This window comes from Terrisphaera buseokensis, from assembly GCF_047521145.2.
Classification (GTDB): domain Bacteria; phylum Verrucomicrobiota; class Verrucomicrobiia; order Opitutales; family Opitutaceae; genus ER46.
This window is the reverse complement of record NZ_CM134186.1, coordinates 6,007,378-6,025,221: the sequence shown is the minus strand read 5'-3', so window position 1 is coordinate 6,025,221 and position 17,844 is coordinate 6,007,378. Positions and strand designations below refer to the sequence as shown.

At 66.3% G+C, this 17,844-nt stretch carries 8 protein-coding genes; 4 read left to right on the top strand and 4 right to left on the bottom strand.

Going from position 1 to position 17,844, the window contains the following annotated elements; translation table 11 throughout:
- Positions 1 to 7 precede the first annotated feature (7 nt).
- The gene (locus ACLJEU_RS22615; RefSeq protein ID WP_414662809.1) at positions 8 to 2,956 is read right to left on the bottom strand and encodes a TonB-dependent receptor; all 2,949 of its coding nucleotides are present in this window, start codon (positions 2,954 to 2,956) and stop codon (positions 8 to 10) included.
- A 448-nt stretch (positions 2,957 to 3,404) separates the two neighbouring features.
- On the opposite strand from ACLJEU_RS22615, the gene ACLJEU_RS22610 reads away from it, so the two are divergent.
- The 4 genes from ACLJEU_RS22610 to ACLJEU_RS22595 all read left to right on the top strand — a co-directional run bounded on the left by ACLJEU_RS22610 (position 3,405) and on the right by ACLJEU_RS22595 (position 11,721).
- Positions 3,405 to 5,531: a sensor histidine kinase gene (locus tag ACLJEU_RS22610; protein ID WP_414662808.1), complete on the top strand. Its 2,127-nt coding sequence runs from the start codon at positions 3,405 to 3,407 to the stop codon at positions 5,529 to 5,531.
- Positions 5,528 to 6,163 (top strand): response regulator, encoded by a 636-nt coding sequence (locus ACLJEU_RS22605; protein WP_414662807.1) that lies wholly within the window; start codon positions 5,528 to 5,530, stop codon positions 6,161 to 6,163. Before ACLJEU_RS22610 ends, ACLJEU_RS22605 begins: the two co-directional genes overlap by 4 nt.
- Before the next feature lie 147 nt (positions 6,164 to 6,310).
- On the top strand, positions 6,311 to 9,205 hold the full coding sequence (locus tag ACLJEU_RS22600) for a TonB-dependent receptor (RefSeq protein WP_414662806.1): 2,895 nt from the start codon (positions 6,311 to 6,313) through the stop codon (positions 9,203 to 9,205).
- On the top strand, positions 9,202 to 11,721 hold the full coding sequence (locus ACLJEU_RS22595; protein WP_414662805.1) for a tetratricopeptide repeat protein: 2,520 nt from the start codon (positions 9,202 to 9,204) through the stop codon (positions 11,719 to 11,721). Before ACLJEU_RS22600 ends, ACLJEU_RS22595 begins: the two co-directional genes overlap by 4 nt.
- Positions 11,722 to 11,855: 134 nt before the next feature.
- On the opposite strand, the gene ACLJEU_RS22590 is transcribed toward ACLJEU_RS22595, so the two are convergent.
- From ACLJEU_RS22590 to ACLJEU_RS22580, 3 genes are all read right to left on the bottom strand, one after another.
- Complete coding sequence (locus ACLJEU_RS22590; RefSeq protein WP_414662804.1) at positions 11,856 to 13,160, bottom strand: M28 family metallopeptidase; 1,305 nt, start codon at positions 13,158 to 13,160, stop codon at positions 11,856 to 11,858.
- Positions 13,161 to 13,438: 278 nt separating this feature from the next.
- Complete coding sequence (locus ACLJEU_RS22585; RefSeq protein ID WP_414662803.1) at positions 13,439 to 16,183, bottom strand: bifunctional YncE family protein/alkaline phosphatase family protein; 2,745 nt, start codon at positions 16,181 to 16,183, stop codon at positions 13,439 to 13,441.
- 167 nt (positions 16,184 to 16,350) lie between these two features.
- Positions 16,351 to 17,784 carry a CobW family GTP-binding protein gene (locus ACLJEU_RS22580; RefSeq protein WP_414662802.1) on the bottom strand — a complete coding sequence of 478 codons (1,434 nt, stop codon included), beginning with the start codon at positions 17,782 to 17,784 and terminating at the stop codon, positions 16,351 to 16,353.
- Positions 17,785 to 17,844 lie beyond the last annotated feature (60 nt).

The window sequence follows — 17,844 nt, the reverse complement described above, 5'->3', positions numbered from 1 at the left end:
GGTTGGTTTAGAAGCGATACTCGAGGCCGAACGTATACTTGCGGCCGGAATAGCTCACGTCCTCGGGAAACTCCTTGCTGCCGGTATATGACACTTGGGGCCGATGCGTGAGATTCGTGCCCGAGGCGAAAAAGTTCAGGTCTTTGCGAATCCGGAACGTCATCTCGGCATCGACCTGCTCCCGTGCCGAGAACCACTCGTCGGAGTCGGTGTCCGCATCCAGTCCTTCGATATAGGCGTCCCGGTAACGGTAGTCCGCCCGGCAGGTGAACCGTCCCCACGCATAGGAGAGCGAGGTGCTCAGCAGATATTTCGAGAAGCCCTGCAGCGGAATGTTGTCCTGCTCGCGGCCGGGAAGCGTCACGCGGCTGCGGGTGAAGGTCGCACTCACGTCGGCGCTCAGGCCCTTGAGCGGCCCGGGGAGGAAGTACAGCCGCTGCCGCGCGATGAGTTCGACGCCCTTGTTCTTCGCCTCGGGCCCGTTGCGGGACTGGGTGTAGGTGTTGGTCCCGTTTGCCACCTGTACGGGCTGCTCATTCGCATCCAGCACGTTCCAGCGCGTGACGCTGGAGTAGATGTAATCTTTGAGATTTTTCTGGAAGAGGCTGATGGAATACAGTCCGCCCTTCTCCGTGTAGTACTCGAGCTGGACATCATAGTTGTCCGAAAAGAACGGCTTCAGGGCCGGGTTGCCGTCGGTGATCGTGATGACGCCGTTCACCGCGACGCTCTCGTTGCGGCCCCTGGAAATATCGCCGAGGCTCGGGCGGCCGTAGCTCTGGTTGAAGCTTTCACGGAGGATCAGGTTTTTCGCGAGCTCGTGCCGGAAGTGAATGCCGGGCAGCCAGGTGTCGTACTTCGATCCGCTGCTGCGCCGCTCCGTGGTCAGCACCGGGCCCGGCAGGCGGATGATCGCCTTGGTGTTGTTCCGGCTGAATTCGTTCTGCTCCCAACGCAGGCCGCCGATGATCGTGTGCCGGCCGAACTTGAGCGTATCCATGACATAGGCCGCCGTCGTTTCCTCCTTGGCGGTGTAGTCGGCATTGTTGCTGCCCTGAAAGGACGTCGGCTGCTGCAGCGTGAAGAGTTCCGGCCGGGCATTGAACAACGCGCGCGCCTTGGCCTGATCGGCGTACTGGTACCGGGGCGTCCCCAGCACCTGCCCGCTGGCCGGCGTGACCACCTGTTCAAATGGAAACGCGAGGGCCTGCGGCGAGTTGGCGGGCACCTGATAGCTCCAGGTGTTCTGGTCGTACTTGGGTTTGCTGGAGCGATACTTCGCGCCGACCTTCAACGTGTGGGACAGCTTTTCGCCCTGGAACTTCTTCTCCAGATCGGTCCGGGCGCTGTAAATCTCCTCCTCCTTTGAACGCGGGATGAAGATCAGGTTGGTTGCGCCCTGGCGCGAGTACGCAAAGTCGGTCGGGCTGAGACCGTTCGTAATGGAAAACTGGGGACGCAGCCGGTTGGTCGCGTCGTACTCCATGACGTAGTAGCCTTGGGCCGCCGGAATGTTGACGATGTTGAACTCGGTGAAATTCGGCCGCACGAAGGTGCTGGTCGAGTAGTAGAGATCGTAGGTGAGCAACGCGGCGGAGAGCTCGTGCCGCCCGCCGGCCGCCCAGGTCCAGAGATCGTTGTGCGAATTGTCGTCGGTGCCGATGTAGCCGAGCGAAGCCTGGCTGCCGTTCGGTCCCGGGGTGCCGCCGCCCCTGGATCCGTCGGGACTCAGGAAGGCGTAGGTCTTCCGGCCACCGGCGACGTCCTGGAAGCGCTTGTCGACGTCCCAGTCGGTTTCGTAGGTCTGGGAGTTCTGGTCGTAGTGACTCCAGCCGGGACGGAAATAGAAACTGGTGTGCGCGTCGGTGCGGTAATCGATCGACGCATTGATGCCCGTGGTGTGCGTCGTGCGGAAACTGCGTTCCGAATGCGACGCTTCCAGGAATTTCGTCGAGGCCGGCAGGTTCAACGCGGGAAACAACGACGGCGTCACGCGCTCCCAGTCGATGTCGGAATTCTCCGAGTAACGATCCGTCGTGTACTTGGTGAGCGTGACGCTCACGCCGAGATTCTTTTCCCGGCCGGCGATGCTGAAGATGTCCGAGTAACTCAGCCGGCCGTTGTAGCCCCATTTGTTGGAAGCCGCGTTGTACGATCCGCTGCCCACGAGCTTCACGTCGCGGCCCTCGCGCTGAAACGCCGTGCGCGAGATGATGTTCACGATGCCTCCGATCGCATCGCCGTCGCGATCGGGCGTCACGGCCTTCATGACTTCAATGTTCGTGATGCCGTCGGCGACCAGAAACTTGGTGTTGGCCGCGCGGCTGGTGCCGCTGGCGTTGGGGATGCGGTTGCCGTCGATCTGCAGCGAATTGTAGTCGCCGGGCACGCCGCGCAGGTTGAACGAGCTGGGCGATCCGTCCTGGTCTTCGTTGACGCTGATGCCGGGCAGCCGTTGGAGCGCGTAGCCGATGTTGCCGGAGTTCATGGTGCCGAAGGTCTCCTCGGACACGATGTTGACGATGCCGGCCGCCGTTTTCTGCTGGTTGATTGCGAGGGCCTGGCCGCGGACGGCTTCCTTCACCTCGAAGGAAGCCATCTGGTGAACGCCCGAGCTCTTCAAGCCCACGTCAACGGTCGCGGCGCTTCCGGCTGCGACCATGACGGACTGCGTCGCCGCTTCCAGACCGACATACTCAATCTCGACCCTCGCAGGACCGGGTCGCACGGCCGAGATCAGATACCGCCCCTCGGCGTCGGTGAAGTCGGACGCGTTGGTTCCGGCGATGCGAACCACCGCGCCTTGCAGCGACCGTCCCGTGGCCTGATCGAAGACGCGGCCGGAAACGGTGCCGGTCGCGGGTTGGGCGTTCAGCAGTCCCGTGAGAAGCGGCAGGAGCACGAGGACGCCGATGAGCCGTCGGACGACGCGGAAGGTGAGGGGAAGCGAGGTCATGGGCTGGGGGCGGAGCGGGGTTGGCTTGAACGGTGGGGACGCACGGACCAGAGCCGGCACCTGCGGCACGCGGAGCGCCGGCAAGGAGCGCCGCATTGCCGTGGGGGGTGGGGTGAAACGGCCGGAACTGCGTCGGGGAGTTTGGCCGCGTGGCGTCGTTTCGTCCATCACCCGGACGGGTGAGATGTGTGGCGTGAAAGTGGTGCCCGGTTCAGGTGGGTGCATGAACGGGTGAGGGTGCGCTCCAACGATGGCGATCGGATGACGTGCGGGTCACAACTGCGTGCCAAGGCGCGGGTCGTCACCCGTTCGGGGGATGGACGGGCGCGGCGGTTTCCGCGATGGTCGCGCGGCACCGGGCGCTCCCGATCTTTTGCCGCATTGCCCGGTCGTGCATTGCGTCACTGCCGACTCCGTTCGATCCTCCGCTCACCCTCTTTGGAATTCGATGCCACCCCCATCGCAGTTCTCCTGCCTGCTTGGTTGTTTTCTGCTCACGGCCTCCGGCTGGGCGGCAAGGCCGTCGGTTGCGCCGGCGCCGATCTCGGATCCGGCGGCGGTCCCGGCGTTGATGACCGTGGCCGAAGTATTTGCCCGCTGGCCCGAGGCCACGACGGATGAACTCCCGGTCCAGCTCACCGGGGTCGTGACGGGCACGATGCCGAACGGCGCCTTTCGACTGCACGACGGCGAATTGGGAATCTACGTGACCCGATCGCCTGCGGGCCGTGCGCTCACCCCGGGCGATCGCGTCGCCGTGGCCGGCGTGCTGCGGAAGGGTGGTTTCTCGCCGTGGATCACGCCGCATGCCGTGACTTCGTTGGGCCGCGGCGTATTTCCGGTGGCGCAGTCGGCGTCGTACAGTCTGCTGGCCTCCGGCGCCGCGGATAACCAGTGGGTGGAGATCGTCGGCGTCGTGCGATCGGTCGACGTGCCGGAGCCGCGGGATTTTGTGGTGCTCGACGTGGGCATCTCCGGAGGAAATCTGCGGGTGCTGGTGAACTACGCCGCGCAGCCCGACTTCGCCGCGCTGGTCGACGCGGAGGTGAGGATTCGGGGCGTCGCGGCGGTGAACGTGAACAAGCATGGCCACGTGGTGGAGCCGTCGTTTCGGGTGCCGTCGTTCGATGAGATCACCGTGACGCGCCCGGCCCCGGCCGGTGCGTTCGATCTTCCCTTGCTGCCCGTGAACCGACTCCTGCGCTTCTCGCCGGGCGTGGCGCAGCAGCATCGCGTCCGCACCGCGGGCGTGGTGACGCGGCGGTTTTCGGACCGGATGTTTTTCCTGCGCGATGGCGCGGTGGGGCTGAAGGTGGAGGCGAGCGGCCCGGTGGTGTTCCGCCCCGGCGACGAGATCGAGGTGGCGGGTTTCCCCGTCATGTCCGAAGGCCTCGCCGTGCTCCAGCAGGCGGTCGGCCGGGTCCGGCGCGCGGCCAATCCCCCGGAGCCCGTGGTGCCCGCGATGACGGCATTGCTCGACGGCACGCACAATTCGGACCTCGTGAAGATTTCCGCGCGACTGGTCGACTGGGCGGTGACGGGGCCGAGCGTGACGTTGATTTTTCAGGCGGGAGACCAGCTGTTCAAGGGCCTGCTGAATCAACCCGCCGGCGTGCCGCTCGCGTTGCCGGAGAAAAACAGCTGGGTGAACGTCTCCGGCATCTGCGTCATCAGTGAACTCGAGGACATCTGGTTTTATCAGCCCCGTTCGTTTCTCCTGCTGGTGGCGGACCTGTCCGACGTGCAGATCGTGCAGGCGCCGCCGTGGTGGACGCCCGAACGCCTGTGGCGCGCACTCGCGATCACCGGCGTCGTCCTGCTGGCGGCGGCGGGCTGGGTCTGGTCGCTGCGCCGGCAGATCAATCGCAAGCGGGCCGTGATCGAACAGCAGGCTCGCCACGCCGCCGCACTCGAGGAGCGCAGCCGCATCGCGCGCGAACTGCACGATACGCTGGAGCAGGGACTCACCGGCCTGTCGTTGCAGATGAAGGCGCTCGAAACGGATCTCAGCGAAGCGTCGGCCCCGGCCCGTTCCCGGCTGCAGTTTGCCCGGCAGATGCTGCGGCAGAGTCGCGCCCTCGCGCGTAACGCCATTCGCGAGCTCCGGGCGGAGGCCGTCACGCCGCGACTGGAAGGCCTGGTGGACGGACTGCAGCGCGTTGCCACCGCGTGGAACCACTCCGGGGCCCTCGTGGTGGACGTCCGGATTGACGGACCCGCGCGGCTGCTCCCGCCGCGGATCGAGAATCACCTGCTCGGCATCGGCACCGAAGCGATGACCAATGCCGTCAAGCACGGCCGCGCCGCGGCCATCCGCGTGGTGCTGGCCTTCCGCCCGGGGGAAGTGCTGCTGCGGGTCACCGACAACGGCGACGGCTTCGACCCCGCCGAACACCTCGACAAGGCCAGCGGCTGTTTCGGCCTCCTCGGCATGCGCGAGCGGGCCCGCGAAATCCGCGGCCAGATCCGCATCGACAGCCGTCCGGGCCACGGTGCCGAGATCGTCGTCACCGCGCCCGTGCCGCACGCGAACGAGGCCGGTTCGCTTTCGCTGCAGCTGCTGCCCATCCCGTGACGACCGCGCCCGCGTTGATCAAGGTGATGATTGTGGACGACCATCCGCTCGTGCGGGTCGGCATGGCCACGGTGGTCAACCAGCAGCCCGACATGACGATTGCGGCCGAGGCCGAGGGCGGGCCGCGGGTGGTGGAGCTGTTTCGCGCGCACCGGCCCGATGTGGTGCTGATGGACCTGCGCTTGCGGGGCGACAGCGGCGCGCGCCTGACGGGCGTGATCCGTAGTGAGTTTCCGGATGCGCGGATTCTGATGATCTCGAACTACGATGGCGACGAGGACATCCATCAGGCCCTCGTGGCCGGCGCGATGGGCTACCTGTTCAAGAGCGTCGTCGAGGACGAGGTGGTCGACGCCATCCGCGAGATCCACGCCGGCCGGCGTTATCTGCCCAAAGGGGTGGCGGCGCGGCTGCACGAAAATGAGGCCAGCGCGCGCCTGACGCGCCGTGAGGACGAGATCCTCGAACTGCTCGGCAAGGGCCTCGGCAACCGCGAACTCGGCGAGGTGCTCGGCGTGTCGGAGGACACGGTGAAGACGCATCTCAAGAGCCTGTTTCGGAAGCTCGGCGTGTCCGATCGTGCGGAAGCAGTGCGCGAGGGCATGCGCCGCGGTTTCATTCACGTGGAATGAGAATGGTTATGCAGACTTTTCCCGGCGCGCCCCATTGACGGGCCGTCATCGTTCACCAACAAGAAGACCCGTCGCGGCGCGCCCCCCGCTCCGACTGCCGCCCCGGGCGCTTTCAGTGTCGTTCGCCCCCGCCCCCAACACCCCACCATGAAACTCCTGTTCTCGTTCGTCGCGTGCCTGCCGCTGTGCCGGCTTCTCTGCGGCGGCATCGCAGCGTTCCTGCTCGCCAGCGTGATGATGGCCCAGGCCACCTCGACCGGTACGATCACCGGCCGCGTGTTCGAAGGCGCGACCGGCCGCTCGTTGCAGGGCGCGATCGTGCGCGCCGCCAACACGACCGCGGTGGACACCACCGACCCCGACGGCCGCTTCACGCTGGCGGGCGTGCCCGCCGGCATGGCGTCGGTGGAAGTTGAATACGTCGGTCTCGACCCTTTCCGCCAGTCGGTCCTGGTCAGCGCCGGCGCGACCGCCAGCCTGAATGCCGAGCTGAAAAGCGAGGTGCTGAAACTGGCCGCCTTCGAGGTCGCCGAGGCCGCCCGCGGTCAGGCGCTCGCCATCAACCAGCAGAAGACCGCCCGCGGGATCGTGAACATCGTCTCCGAGGAGACCTTCGGCGCGATGAACGACGGCAACATCGGCTACGCGCTGCAGCGCCTGCCGGGCCTCACGGTCAACGAGGGCGAGGACGGCTCGCCGGAGGGCGTGAACATCCGCGGGCTGTCGAGCGAGTTCAACTCGTTCCAGCTCGACGGCAACCGGCTCGGCGCGCGCGGCTTCAGCACGCGGGATCTCGTGGCGGACGGCATCGCCAACATCGAGGTGATCAAGGCCAACACGCCGGACCGCGACGGCGACGCCATCGGCGGCACGATCAATGTCATCTCCCGCTCCGCGTTTCAGCGCGACGGCCGCGAAATCAAGCTGGGCGCCAGCGTCAACTACCTCGGCCTCGCCGAAAAGTGGGGCCATAATCTCCGGGGTTCCTTCAGCGATCTCTACGGCATCTTCGGCGAGGAGAAGAATCTCGGCGTGAGCGTCACGCTCTCGCAGTACGCCTCGAACCGGTATTACGAAAACAATGACACGGACTGGACCCTGATCACGAAGGCAAACAATCCGACCTACAACCTGCCGGGCGACCCCTTTTACTTTAACCCGAACATGACGGTGCAGTACAACCTGCGCGAAACCGAGTCCTACGCCGTCAATGCCGCCGTCGATTTCCGGGTCGGACGAAATCACACCTTCTACTTCAAGCCGCTGCACAGTCACACCGCCGTCGATGCGTCGCGCTACCTGAGCCGCCCGTACATCGACACGCGTTTCCAGGACATCATCAACGGGCGAAAGACCTTCGAGTTCCTTGAATTCGGGCGCGGTCGCGGCACCGCCGGCGCCAACGGCTCGCGCGGCGAAATCCGTTACAGCGCCGAGGAGTCGGAGTCGCACACCAATCTCTATGCGTTCTCCGCGGGCGGCCGGCACGAGCTGGGATCGTCGACCCTCAATTACGACGTGTTCTACCGGCACACGCACTACGAGCGCACCCTGGATTCCGACTTCATCGTCCGCAATGTGCCGTCCGCGCGCGGTTACTTCCAGTGGGAGTATGACACCCGCAACGGACTCAAGCCCCAGGTTTGGATCGTGAACGGGCTCGACCCGCGCGACACCTCCACGATCAATCGCGGCGATCTCAGCATCGAGCCCGAGGAACGTTGGGAAAACGCGTACAGCGCCAAGATCGACTGGGAAACAAAGTTCATCGGCGAACGCCTCGCCGGCGCGCTGAAGTTCGGCACCAAGTACCAGTCGACCGAGCCGAAGTTCTCGCAGGACCAGTATGAGTACGACACCCCCGCGACGTTCCCGTATGCGCAGGTCATGAAGCGCAGCGATCGCGCCATCAACGGCCGCGAGATGTTCATGGAGGTCGTGCCGTCGAAAGTCCGGGAGTTGCTCGCCACGAGTCCGCAGTTGTTCCCGTTCGTCGCCTATGACTCGCTCAAGGGATCGGCCGAGGAGGACTACACCGCGAAGGAAACCACCACCAGCGTCTACGGCATGGGCACGGTGCAGATCGGCCGCACCACCATCGTCGGCGGTGTGCGTGCCGAGCACAACACGTGGGACTCGACCCGGAAATCGATCGACGCGCGCACGCTGCGCGAAGTCACCACCCCGACCGGCCGCAGCTACACGCAGGTCCTGCCGGGTCTCCATTTTCGCCACGCGCTGCAGAAGAATCTCATTTTGCGCGAGAGCTACAACCGCAGCTATGGTCGGCCGACGATCAGCCGGCTGACGCTCGGCCGCTCGGAGGACGTCAACGGCAACATCGCCGAGGGCAATCCGCTGCTCGATCCGACCACCTCGCACAACCTCGACGTGCAGCTGGAGAAATATACGGACAAGGGCGGTCTCTACTCGGCCGGCTTCTTCTGGAAAAAGATGAAGGGGTTTTATTTCAACAGCGACGCGAAGTTCAACACCGTCGACCCCGTCACCGGCAACCCCATCATCGATCCGCTCGGCACGCGCCGCTACCGCAAATGGGAGAACGCCGAGGGCGCCACCAACCTGGGCGTCGAACTGATCGTGCAGCAGAAGATGTTCTTCCTGCCGCCGGTGCTGCGCAGCCTCACGGCCAACGTCAGTCTCACGCTCGGAGAAAGCGAGGCGAACTACGGTGCGCTCCGTCGCGGCGAGAAGCTGCCGACCTTCGGCTTCTCGGATTACATGTTCAACGCGTCGCTCGACTACGCCATTGGCAAGTTCCGCACCAACGTGCGCTACTCGTACCGCTCGGACTATCTCACCGGCATCGGCGACAACCGCTTTGTCGACGACACGTTCGCCGCGCGCGAACAGGTCGACCTCGAGGCGACGTACCGGTTGACGCGAAAAATCCGGCTCAATGCCAATGTGATCAACCTGACGTCGCGGCCCCAGGTGTCGTATCAATCCTTCCCCGCCTACGTGGAGGACAACAGCAACTCCGGCTGGCGGGCGACGGTCGGCGTGGACGTCACCTTTTGAGCCGCGGCCCGGCAGCGCCGGCCGCCGCCGGCTCCCGCGGCGCGTGGTGGTGTCTGATGACCGCAACGTGGATCGCGTGTGCGATCCTCGTGCTCCTGCACACCGCCGCGGTGCGCGACTACGTCGGCCAGCTCGACGCCCTGGGCCGGACGGGCGGCGCGGAAGTCGGCACGCCTTTGCGACAGGTGGTTCCCGCGCGCCATGCCGACGCACAGATGTGGGTGCGGCACGTGATCGCGGCGGAGGAAACGGGCGTCGCGCGGCTGCGTTTCACTGTGGTCGACAACGCGCCCACGGGCCGCGAAGTGCACTGGAGTTCGCTGCCGGCGGGGTTGCTGCGCGGAGCGTCCGCCTTGCAACGCGCGGCCACCGGCCAGCGCGGCACCGCGGCGATCGAGCAGTCGCTGCTCTGGTTCAACGCGCCGCTCCTGCTGGCGTGCATCATCGCGCTGTCCGCGTGGGCCGGCACTCTGGCCGGAGCGGGAGCTGGAGTCGTGGTGGCGTTCGGCATGGTCGGACACAACCGGTTCTACGAGAGCTTCGCGCCGGTCAACGTCGACCACCACGGTCTGACCGGAGCCGCCGTGCTCGCGTTGCTGCTGGGTCTGGCCGGCATGGGCTTCGGATGGTGGAAACCAGCCGCCGCGGGGCCCCGCTTCCTGCCGCGGTCGGTGCGACAGGCGCGGGTCGCCGCGGGCGTGTCGGCTGCGGCCGGCGCGGTCGGAGTCTGGATCAGCGCCGCGGCCGTGCTGCCGGTCATCGCGCTCGCCGGAATCGGTGGGTGCATCGCGGCGTGGCGAGCCGGTGCCGCGGTCCGGCGGGACGGCGCCCAGTTTGATCCCGGCGTATGGAAAGTCTGGGGACGCGTGGGCGCCGCGGGCAGCCTGCTGGCGTACGTCCTCGAATGCGCCCCGGCGCATTTCAGCTGGCGACTTGAGGTGAATCACCCGCTGTACGCGCTCGCGTGGTGGGGCGGCGCGGAACTCGTGGCGATGTTCATCACCGGGCGGCTGTCGTTGACGGCCGGAGGTGAGCACAGGATGTCGTTGTTTGTTCCACGCCTGATCGCGCCATTGCTCGCGGTTCTGGCCGTGCCCGTGGTGATCGAGGTGGCGGGTGTCGCGGTCTTTGCCGTCGGCGATCCGTTTGTCGGTCAGCTGCGCCACTTCGTCGCTGAAGGCATGTCACTGCCGGCGTTGGCCCGGCAATTCGGCCTGCGTCCGGTGCTCTATCCGCTCGGGATGATCGGTCTGCTGGTCCCGGTTGCCTGGGTGGCCTGGCGGCGGCGGGAAGCTTCGGGTGCGTTGCTGCTCTCCGTCGTCGTAATCTGCTCTGGACTGGCGCTGATGGGCTGCGGGGAAATGCGCTGGTGGCCGGTGGCGGCGGCAGCACAGATCGTGTTGCTGGCGGTGCTGGTCGGCGAGCCGGCCGGGGATGGCGGCCGCGTCGCTGGAGTCTGGATACTCGCCGCGGTGCTGGTGTTCGCGGGCACGGCGTTGCAGCGCGTGGCGGCGGATCGGTCCGCAAACCGCGAGCACGCGCTGGCCGCCGGCGACGTCCTGCAACCGCTCTATCGCGATATGGCCGCGGCGCTGCGCAGCCAGCAGCCCGAGGGCGACATCGTGCTGCTCGCCAGTCCCAACGCCTCGGCGGGCATCGGTTACTTCGGCCGCTTCGCCTCGCTCGGCACGCTCTATTGGGAAAACGCCGCGGGTTTGCGCGCCGCGGCCACGTTGCTGACCGCCACGCGGGATGACGAGGTGCTCGCGGGCCTGCGCGCGCACCGCGTGACGCATGTCGTGATGATGCCGGCCGCGAATTTCATCGGGGAATACTTCCGCCTGCTCCGGCCGGACGCTCCGCTCGCGGAGGCCAGGGCCACCTTCGGCTACCGGTGCTTGAACGGCGAGGCCGTCCCTGTGTGGCTGCAGCCGGTGCCATATCGCTGCGCTCCCGAGTTCAAGGAGGTGGCGGCAGGCGTGCGGCTTTATCGCGTGGTCGAGGGGCAGACGCCCACGGAACAACAATACTACACGGCGCTGGCCGGCCTCGCGGCCGGCGACACCGCTCGGGCCGTCCAAACCATGGATACGGCCCTGGCCGAGGCGCCGGTCCCGGTGCGGCTGCAGGTTGCCGAGGCAGCGGGCGCGGCTTTCTACGACTACGGCGCGGACGCGGCGGCCGTGCGATATCTCCGTCGCGCGCTCGAACTCGGGGCCGATGCCGGCGTCGCGAACACGCTCGCATGGATTCTCGCCACCAGCCGCGAGGCCGCGCTGCGCGACGGTCGCACCGCGCTTGCGCTCGTGGAACCGCTCGCACGGCGTGAGGCCAGTGATCCCGCTCTCCTCAGTACGCTCGCTGCCGCCCTGGCGGAAACCGGTCGGTTCACCGAAGCGGTTCAAGTGGCGGAGCGCGCTTTGGTTCAAGCGCGGGCCGGGGGCGACGCCGCGGCCACGGCCCTGTTGCAACGCCGGCTCGATTCGTACCGCGCCCGGCAGCAGTGGCGGCAGTAGTCGCGCCGGGGCTGAACACAGCACAGCGAGTACGGGAGCGCAGGCGTCTCGCCGGCATTTTTCCGGAGCAGGCGGGACGCCTGTGCTCCCAGGTGACCGGCGTCCGCCTGCAGGCCGTGACGCCCGACCGCAGGTCAGCCGTACAGCTCGCGGCCCACTTTACGCGCGGTGGCGAGCTGGTCGGCCGGGAGTCCGGGGGCAAACGGCCACGCGGCACGGGTGCCGAGTGTATGGACTAACGGATACACCGCTCCGAGCAGTCGCTGGACTTCGACGGCGGACACGTTCTCGAGCGTGTCGTGCGGGCTGTGATGCTGCCACCGACCACCTGGAAAATTCGTGCGCATGAACCACAGCGACGGGATGCCGGCGCGGTTGAACGGAAACTGATCCGAGAAGGGGATGATCTCGCGTCGCGCCTCGACATCGAGTCCGTGGGCGGCGAGCTGGCGCGTCACGTGGCGTTGGAGCCGCGCTTCGCCGGAAAGATAGAGCACCCAGTGACCGAGCGGAGACGCCACGCTGTCGAAGTTAATCACCAGTCCGACGTCGGCCGGGCCCGGCTGATGCCGGCGGACGTAGGCGTCGGATCCGACAGAGAGTTGCTCCTCGGCGCCGAAGGAAATCAGTCGCACGGTCCGGCGCAGCGGCTTCGGCGCGCCCGCCAGAGTGCGGGCGAGCGCGAGGAGGCAGACGACTCCGGACGCGTTGTCGTCGGCCCCGGGATTGCCGCACTGGGTGTCGTGGTGCGCGGTCAGCACGAGCGCGGGCAGATCCGGATTGGTGCCCCGCAGCTCCGCGATAACGTTCTGCGATTCGGCGGCGCGCAGGTCGGCGGCGATGCGCACCTTGAGTTGCCGCACGCCCTCTCGCCGCCAGCGCCAGCCATCGAGGTACGGCACGGCGAGGGTCGGCAGCATGCCCTCGGTGCGCGTCCAATGCGGATACACCCCGTCGTTCTTCACCCACGGAAACGGCAGCCGGTCGTCGACGTGAATCACGGCGAGCGGGTCCGCCGCCACGAGCCGTCGGTGTGCGACCACGGAGGTGGGCAGCGGGCCGAAAACGGCCGCGATTTTCCCTCGCAGCGATCCGGGACTCAGCCGGTGGGCGTTCTCCGGCATCTCCAGCCACACGAGCTCGCCCGTGAGCGCGCGCTTGCCCGGTGTGCCCGGGGCACCGACCAGCGTGACCGCATCGACCGGCCGCCAGCTGCGGCCGTGCCGTTCGTGCACGCTGACATTCGCCGTGTGCAGTGACATGCATTTGAGCGCTTCGAGGTGCACGCGGGACGCGCCGGCCACCGCGAATCGCTCGGCGATGCAGTGCGCCGCGCGCCGCTCGGCCGCGCTGCCGGCGCGGCGTTCACCGATGTCCGCACAGAGCATGCGCCAGTCGTGATCGAGGAGCGCCGCGGGGAAACGTTCAGTCGGAGTCATGGGGATGCACGACGACAAACGAATGTCCGCCGCCCGGCGAGTCGATTGCGGGGCGCGCGTGGCTTTGCTCTCAACTCTCAGCCGGAACGATGCAGTTGCCCGCGAATCACGCCAATAAACGCGAATGAAAACAAAGAGCGTTTATTCCTCTCCCAACCCTGAACGCCCCCAAAGGCGGGTGGCCCCAGCTTTCACCTCTGAAATTCGCGTCCTTTCGGGTGATTCGCGGGAGGCCTTCTGCAGCGTTTTGGCTCAGCCCTCAACTGCTTGCCTTCGGCTCAGTCGTCGCTGTCGGGTGTGATCGCCCATTCTGGATACGGGACCTGGCTGCCTTTCATCGCGCGCCAGAGGATGCGGTTGAGTTGATCCTCCGGGGCCTTGTCGACTTCGCGGAAATTCATCCGCGCGGACGCCACCGCGTCCCGACGCAGGATTGGATCCGTGATCGCGACCGGGTCGGGATTCATCTGATCCAGCGGCACGTTCGCCGGCAGCGCCTTGAACGGCGTGAAGTCGGGCGTTTCGGTGAAACAGTCGGCCATCGGCGTCGCGCTGGCGTCGAACTGGTTCATCACCGGCAGCCCGAGGATCTGTTCGATCGTGCGGATGACACTCGTGGTGTTGTACTGCGTGCTGACGACGCTCTTGCGCTTCGCAAACGGGCTCACGACGTACGCCGTGGTGCGGTAGCCGCTGACGTGATCCCAGCCGGCCTGCGGATCGTCCTCGATGCCGAAGATGGCCATTTCCTTCCAGAACGGCGAGTGACTCAGGCCCTCGATGATGCGGGCGAACGCGAGATCGTTGTCCGCCATGCAGGCCGCCGGTGTGGGCGCGCCCTTCTTCGTGCCGCTCGTGTGATCGTTGGGGAGGCAGATGATTGTGAACGCGGGAAACTGGCCGCGCGCCTCAAATTCCTTCAGCTCGCGCAGGAAAAAGTCGGCGCGGTATTGGTCCGGCACCGACATCTCCCAGCCGACGTACGCCGTCGGCGAAAAGCCCTTGATCGTCTCGATCATCGGATAGCTCGTGAACACTGCCTCGGTGCTCGCGCCCTTCCACGTGCGGTAGCAGGCGAGGAAATCCGGGGTGCCCTTGCGGCCGTCGCGCCAGGTCACGGACGGCGCCATGAACTCGCCGTAGTTGCGGATGCTGACCTTGTGCTTCACCGCGTTGTCCCAGATGAAGCCGGCCGGCGAGTACGCGAGGGCGTCATCGTCGTCGACGCCCATGCCGTCCGGATAGCTGCGCGGAAAACCGGCGAAGCTCTTTTCCATGTAATCGGTGGAGAAGGCCGTCGTGCTCCACTGGTGGCCGTCGGCGCTGAGGATGCCGGCGCAGTACGTGTTATCGAGCAGCACGAAGTCGCGCACGAGCTTGTGCTGGTTGGGCGTGATGGCCTCGCCGAAAATGCAGAGCGAGGGATCGCCGTTGCCCTCCTTGAGGTCGCCGAAGACCTGATCGTAGGTGCGGTTTTCCTTGATGATGTACACGACGTGCTTGATCCGGCTCGGTTCGCCGATCCGCTCCGGGATCGCGCGCGCGGGCTGGCCGGGTCGCGCGGGGAGGCGGGCCTCGGCGATCGCCTCGCGGCGAAGATTGCGCGCCACCGTTTCCGACAGTTTTGGCAGATCCCGCGAGGCGGGCACGGGCACGAGCGAGAGCGAGCCGGCGTACTGTTTCGAGTTGAAACCCGTGGGAGCGTTGGTGCCCTTCGCGCCATTGGCGGAGGTGCGCTGCGACGGGTCGGGCAGGCCCTTGATATTGGCCACGACGATCGTGGCGCGCGGGGCGTCGAAAAGCAGCGCGCCCGGAAACCAGCCGACCGGGATGAGGCCTTCGAGTTTCGATTCGCGGTCGGACGGATCGAATTTCACGACGGCGACCGCGTTCTGCGTGCCGTTGGCCACGTAGAGGCGGCGTCCCGAAGGTTCGAATACGAGGGCGTTCGGCGACGCGCCGAACAAATCGCTTGGCTTCGCCTTGGCCCAGATCGTTTCGACGACGGTGTCGGACCGCGTGTCGATGACGCTCAGGTTGTCGGCGGCGGCGTTGGCGCAAACGACGTAGCGGCCGTTCGGCGAAACGGCGAGCGCGCTGGCGTGCAGGCCGGTGAGCAGTTCGCGTATCGGCACGGGCGAGTTTGCGGCGAGCGGAATCACGCTGACGGATCCTTCGCTGGCGATGTGTTTCTCGGCGTCGACGCGGACGACGGTGCCGCGTCCGGCCGGGCCGGTAAGATCGCCGGCGCCGGGACGACGGCCGCCCCAGTTGCTCACGTAGGCTTTGCCGGCGACGAGCCGCACGTCGTACGGAGCGACCCCGACGGGAAACGCGCGCAGCACCTTGCCGGAGACGGCATCGAGTTCGAGCAGCTGGTTGGACAGATTCGCGCAGACGTAGAGCCGCGCGCCGTCGGCGGAGAGCGCGAGTCCGCTGGGAATTTCCTCCTTGCGGCGCAGCGCGTTGGCGGGCGGGAGCGGCAGGCTGTGCGACGGCGTGACGGTGCCATCGGGGGCGACGGCGAAGACCTTGATGCTGCCGTTGACGTTGCTCAGGAAAATCCGGCGTCCGTCTGGCGCGAATACAAGCCCGGTGAAGCTGACCTGGCCCTTCTTGTCCGGCTCGAGAATGTTCGGCGAGACGACGTCGGGCTGCGGCTCGCCCTGGGCTTCATTCGGCAGTGCGACCCGCTGACGAATCACGCCGGTGGCGGGATCGAGCACGATCAGTTCACTCGTTTTCCCGGAGGCGAGAAGGACGCGGCCGTCGGGGGACAACGCGAGCGCCTGCGGGCGCAGGCCGGGGAGTTCGACCGTGCGGCCGAGCGGGGTGAGGACCTGGTTGACTGGCGTGACGGCGCGACCCGGGCCGCTGCGGCCGACGCGTTCGGTGGTGGCGGCGTCGCCGGGTGAGATTGAGTTCGAGACGGTGGACGTCGTGCAACTCGTCAGCAGGCAGCCGAGACCGAGCGCCGCCAGAAACACGTGAAGGACCGGCGGGCAGAATCGAGGGGTCGACATGGCGAAGTGTCAGTCGCAAGGACGCGGGCAAGGCAAGCATTGGCGACGTTGCCGCTTGCCGTGTTTCAGCGGTGTCGGATGCCCTTTGGGACCGCGACCGCCCTCGGTCGCATTTCCGGAGCGACAGGGGGCGGTCGCGGTCCCACACCTGACCGATCCCGTCCTCGTCAGGCCCGGCAGGCCTTGAACGCCTCGGTCAGTTTCGTGCGGTCGAGATTCTTGCCGATGAACACGAGCGTGTTTTGCCGCGCTTCGCCCTGCTTCCACTCGCGATCGAATTTTGCGTCGAAAAGCATGTGCACGCCTTGGAAAACGAGGCGCTTGTTCGAGCCCTTGACGGCGAGCACGCCTTTCATCCGGTAGATGTCGCCGCCCTTGTCGCGGAGCAGCGCGCTGATCCAGTCGTTGAGCCGCTTGCCGTCGAGGTCGCCCGGTTCGCTGATGCCGACGGAGGTCACGGCATCGTTGTGCTCGTGCGCGGCGTGGAAGTCCTGCTGCCAGGAGGGTTTCACGGGCTCGCCGCCGATGTTGATGTGCAACGGATCGTGGCCGCACGATTCGAACACCAGATAGTGGCCGGCCTCGGCGATGGTCAGCGCGTAACGGCCGTTGCCCTCCTTGAGGAGCAGGCGGTGCAGCGTCGCGCCGGGCGCGATCGTGTCGCCTTCGTTCGTGCGCGATTCCCAGTCGGCGAACACGTGTACGGCCGCGTTGATCGCCGCGGAAGTGGCGGCATGCGTCGAACCCGGTTCGTCGCGCGCGGGAATGCTAGCGACCGGCATGATCACCACATCGAGTTCGTTGGGATTGCCGTGGTGGTGGTGACCCGCCGTCGCCGAGCCTTCGGCGAGGGAATCGTGAGTATGGTCGTGCCCGTGATCATGATCGTGGTCGCAGTGACCGATTTCGAGTTGGTGCGTGCCGGCGGGGAGCGCGTAGGCGCCGGCCCATTCGAACGGATACTCCGGTTCGAGAAACTTGGGATCGAGTTCGTTGGCGCGGCTGAGATTGAAGCCGCCGACGTCGAGCACGTGATCGAGATTGATGTCGCAGTTCTTCGTGCGGTGGACGCGGGCGACGCCGTTGATGTGCTTGATCCGGGCTTCGAGCTCGTCGAGCTCCGCTGGAGTCACGAGATCGGTTTTGTTCAACAGGATGACATCGGCGAAACCCACCTGCTTGACGGACTCGTCGTCACCGTCGAGGTGCTGCAGCACGTGCTTGGCGTCGACCACGGTGACGATGGCGTCGAGACGGAAGTTCTGCTTGATCTCGTCGTCCGTGAAAAACGTCTGCGCGACCGGTGCCGGATTCGCGAGGCCCGTTGTTTCAATCAGGATGCCGTCGAGCTTGTCCTTGCGCTTCAGCAGCCGGCCGAGGATGCGGATGAGATCGCCGCGCACGCTGCAGCAGATGCAGCCGTTGTTCATTTCGAACAACTCTTCCTCGCTCTGGATCACGAGCTGGTGATCCACGCCGACCTCGCCGAACTCATTCTCGATCACGGCGAGTTTCTTGCCGTGATGCTCGGTGAGAATGCGGTTAAGGAGCGTGGTTTTTCCGGCGCCAAGAAAGCCGGTGAGGACGGTGACGGGAATCATGCGGGAAAGACAGGAGGCTGAAGGCTGGTGGCGAGAGGTTCGAGGTCCGAATGACGGACA

What these genes read in the sequence shown, in the direction of transcription:
- ACLJEU_RS22615 (WP_414662809.1), bottom strand. Translation starts at nt 2,956, where the DNA reads ATGACCTCGCTTCCCCTCACCTTCCGCGTCGTCCGACGGCTCATCGGC.
- ACLJEU_RS22610 (WP_414662808.1), top strand. Translation starts at nt 3,405, where the DNA reads ATGCCACCCCCATCGCAGTTCTCCTGCCTGCTTGGTTGTTTTCTGCTC.
- ACLJEU_RS22600 (WP_414662806.1), top strand. Translation starts at nt 6,311, where the DNA reads ATGAAACTCCTGTTCTCGTTCGTCGCGTGCCTGCCGCTGTGCCGGCTT.
- ACLJEU_RS22590 (WP_414662804.1), bottom strand. Translation starts at nt 13,160, where the DNA reads ATGACTCCGACTGAACGTTTCCCCGCGGCGCTCCTCGATCACGACTGG.
- ACLJEU_RS22585 (WP_414662803.1), bottom strand. Translation starts at nt 16,183, where the DNA reads ATGTCGACCCCTCGATTCTGCCCGCCGGTCCTTCACGTGTTTCTGGCG.
- ACLJEU_RS22580 (WP_414662802.1), bottom strand. Translation starts at nt 17,784, where the DNA reads ATGATTCCCGTCACCGTCCTCACCGGCTTTCTTGGCGCCGGAAAAACC.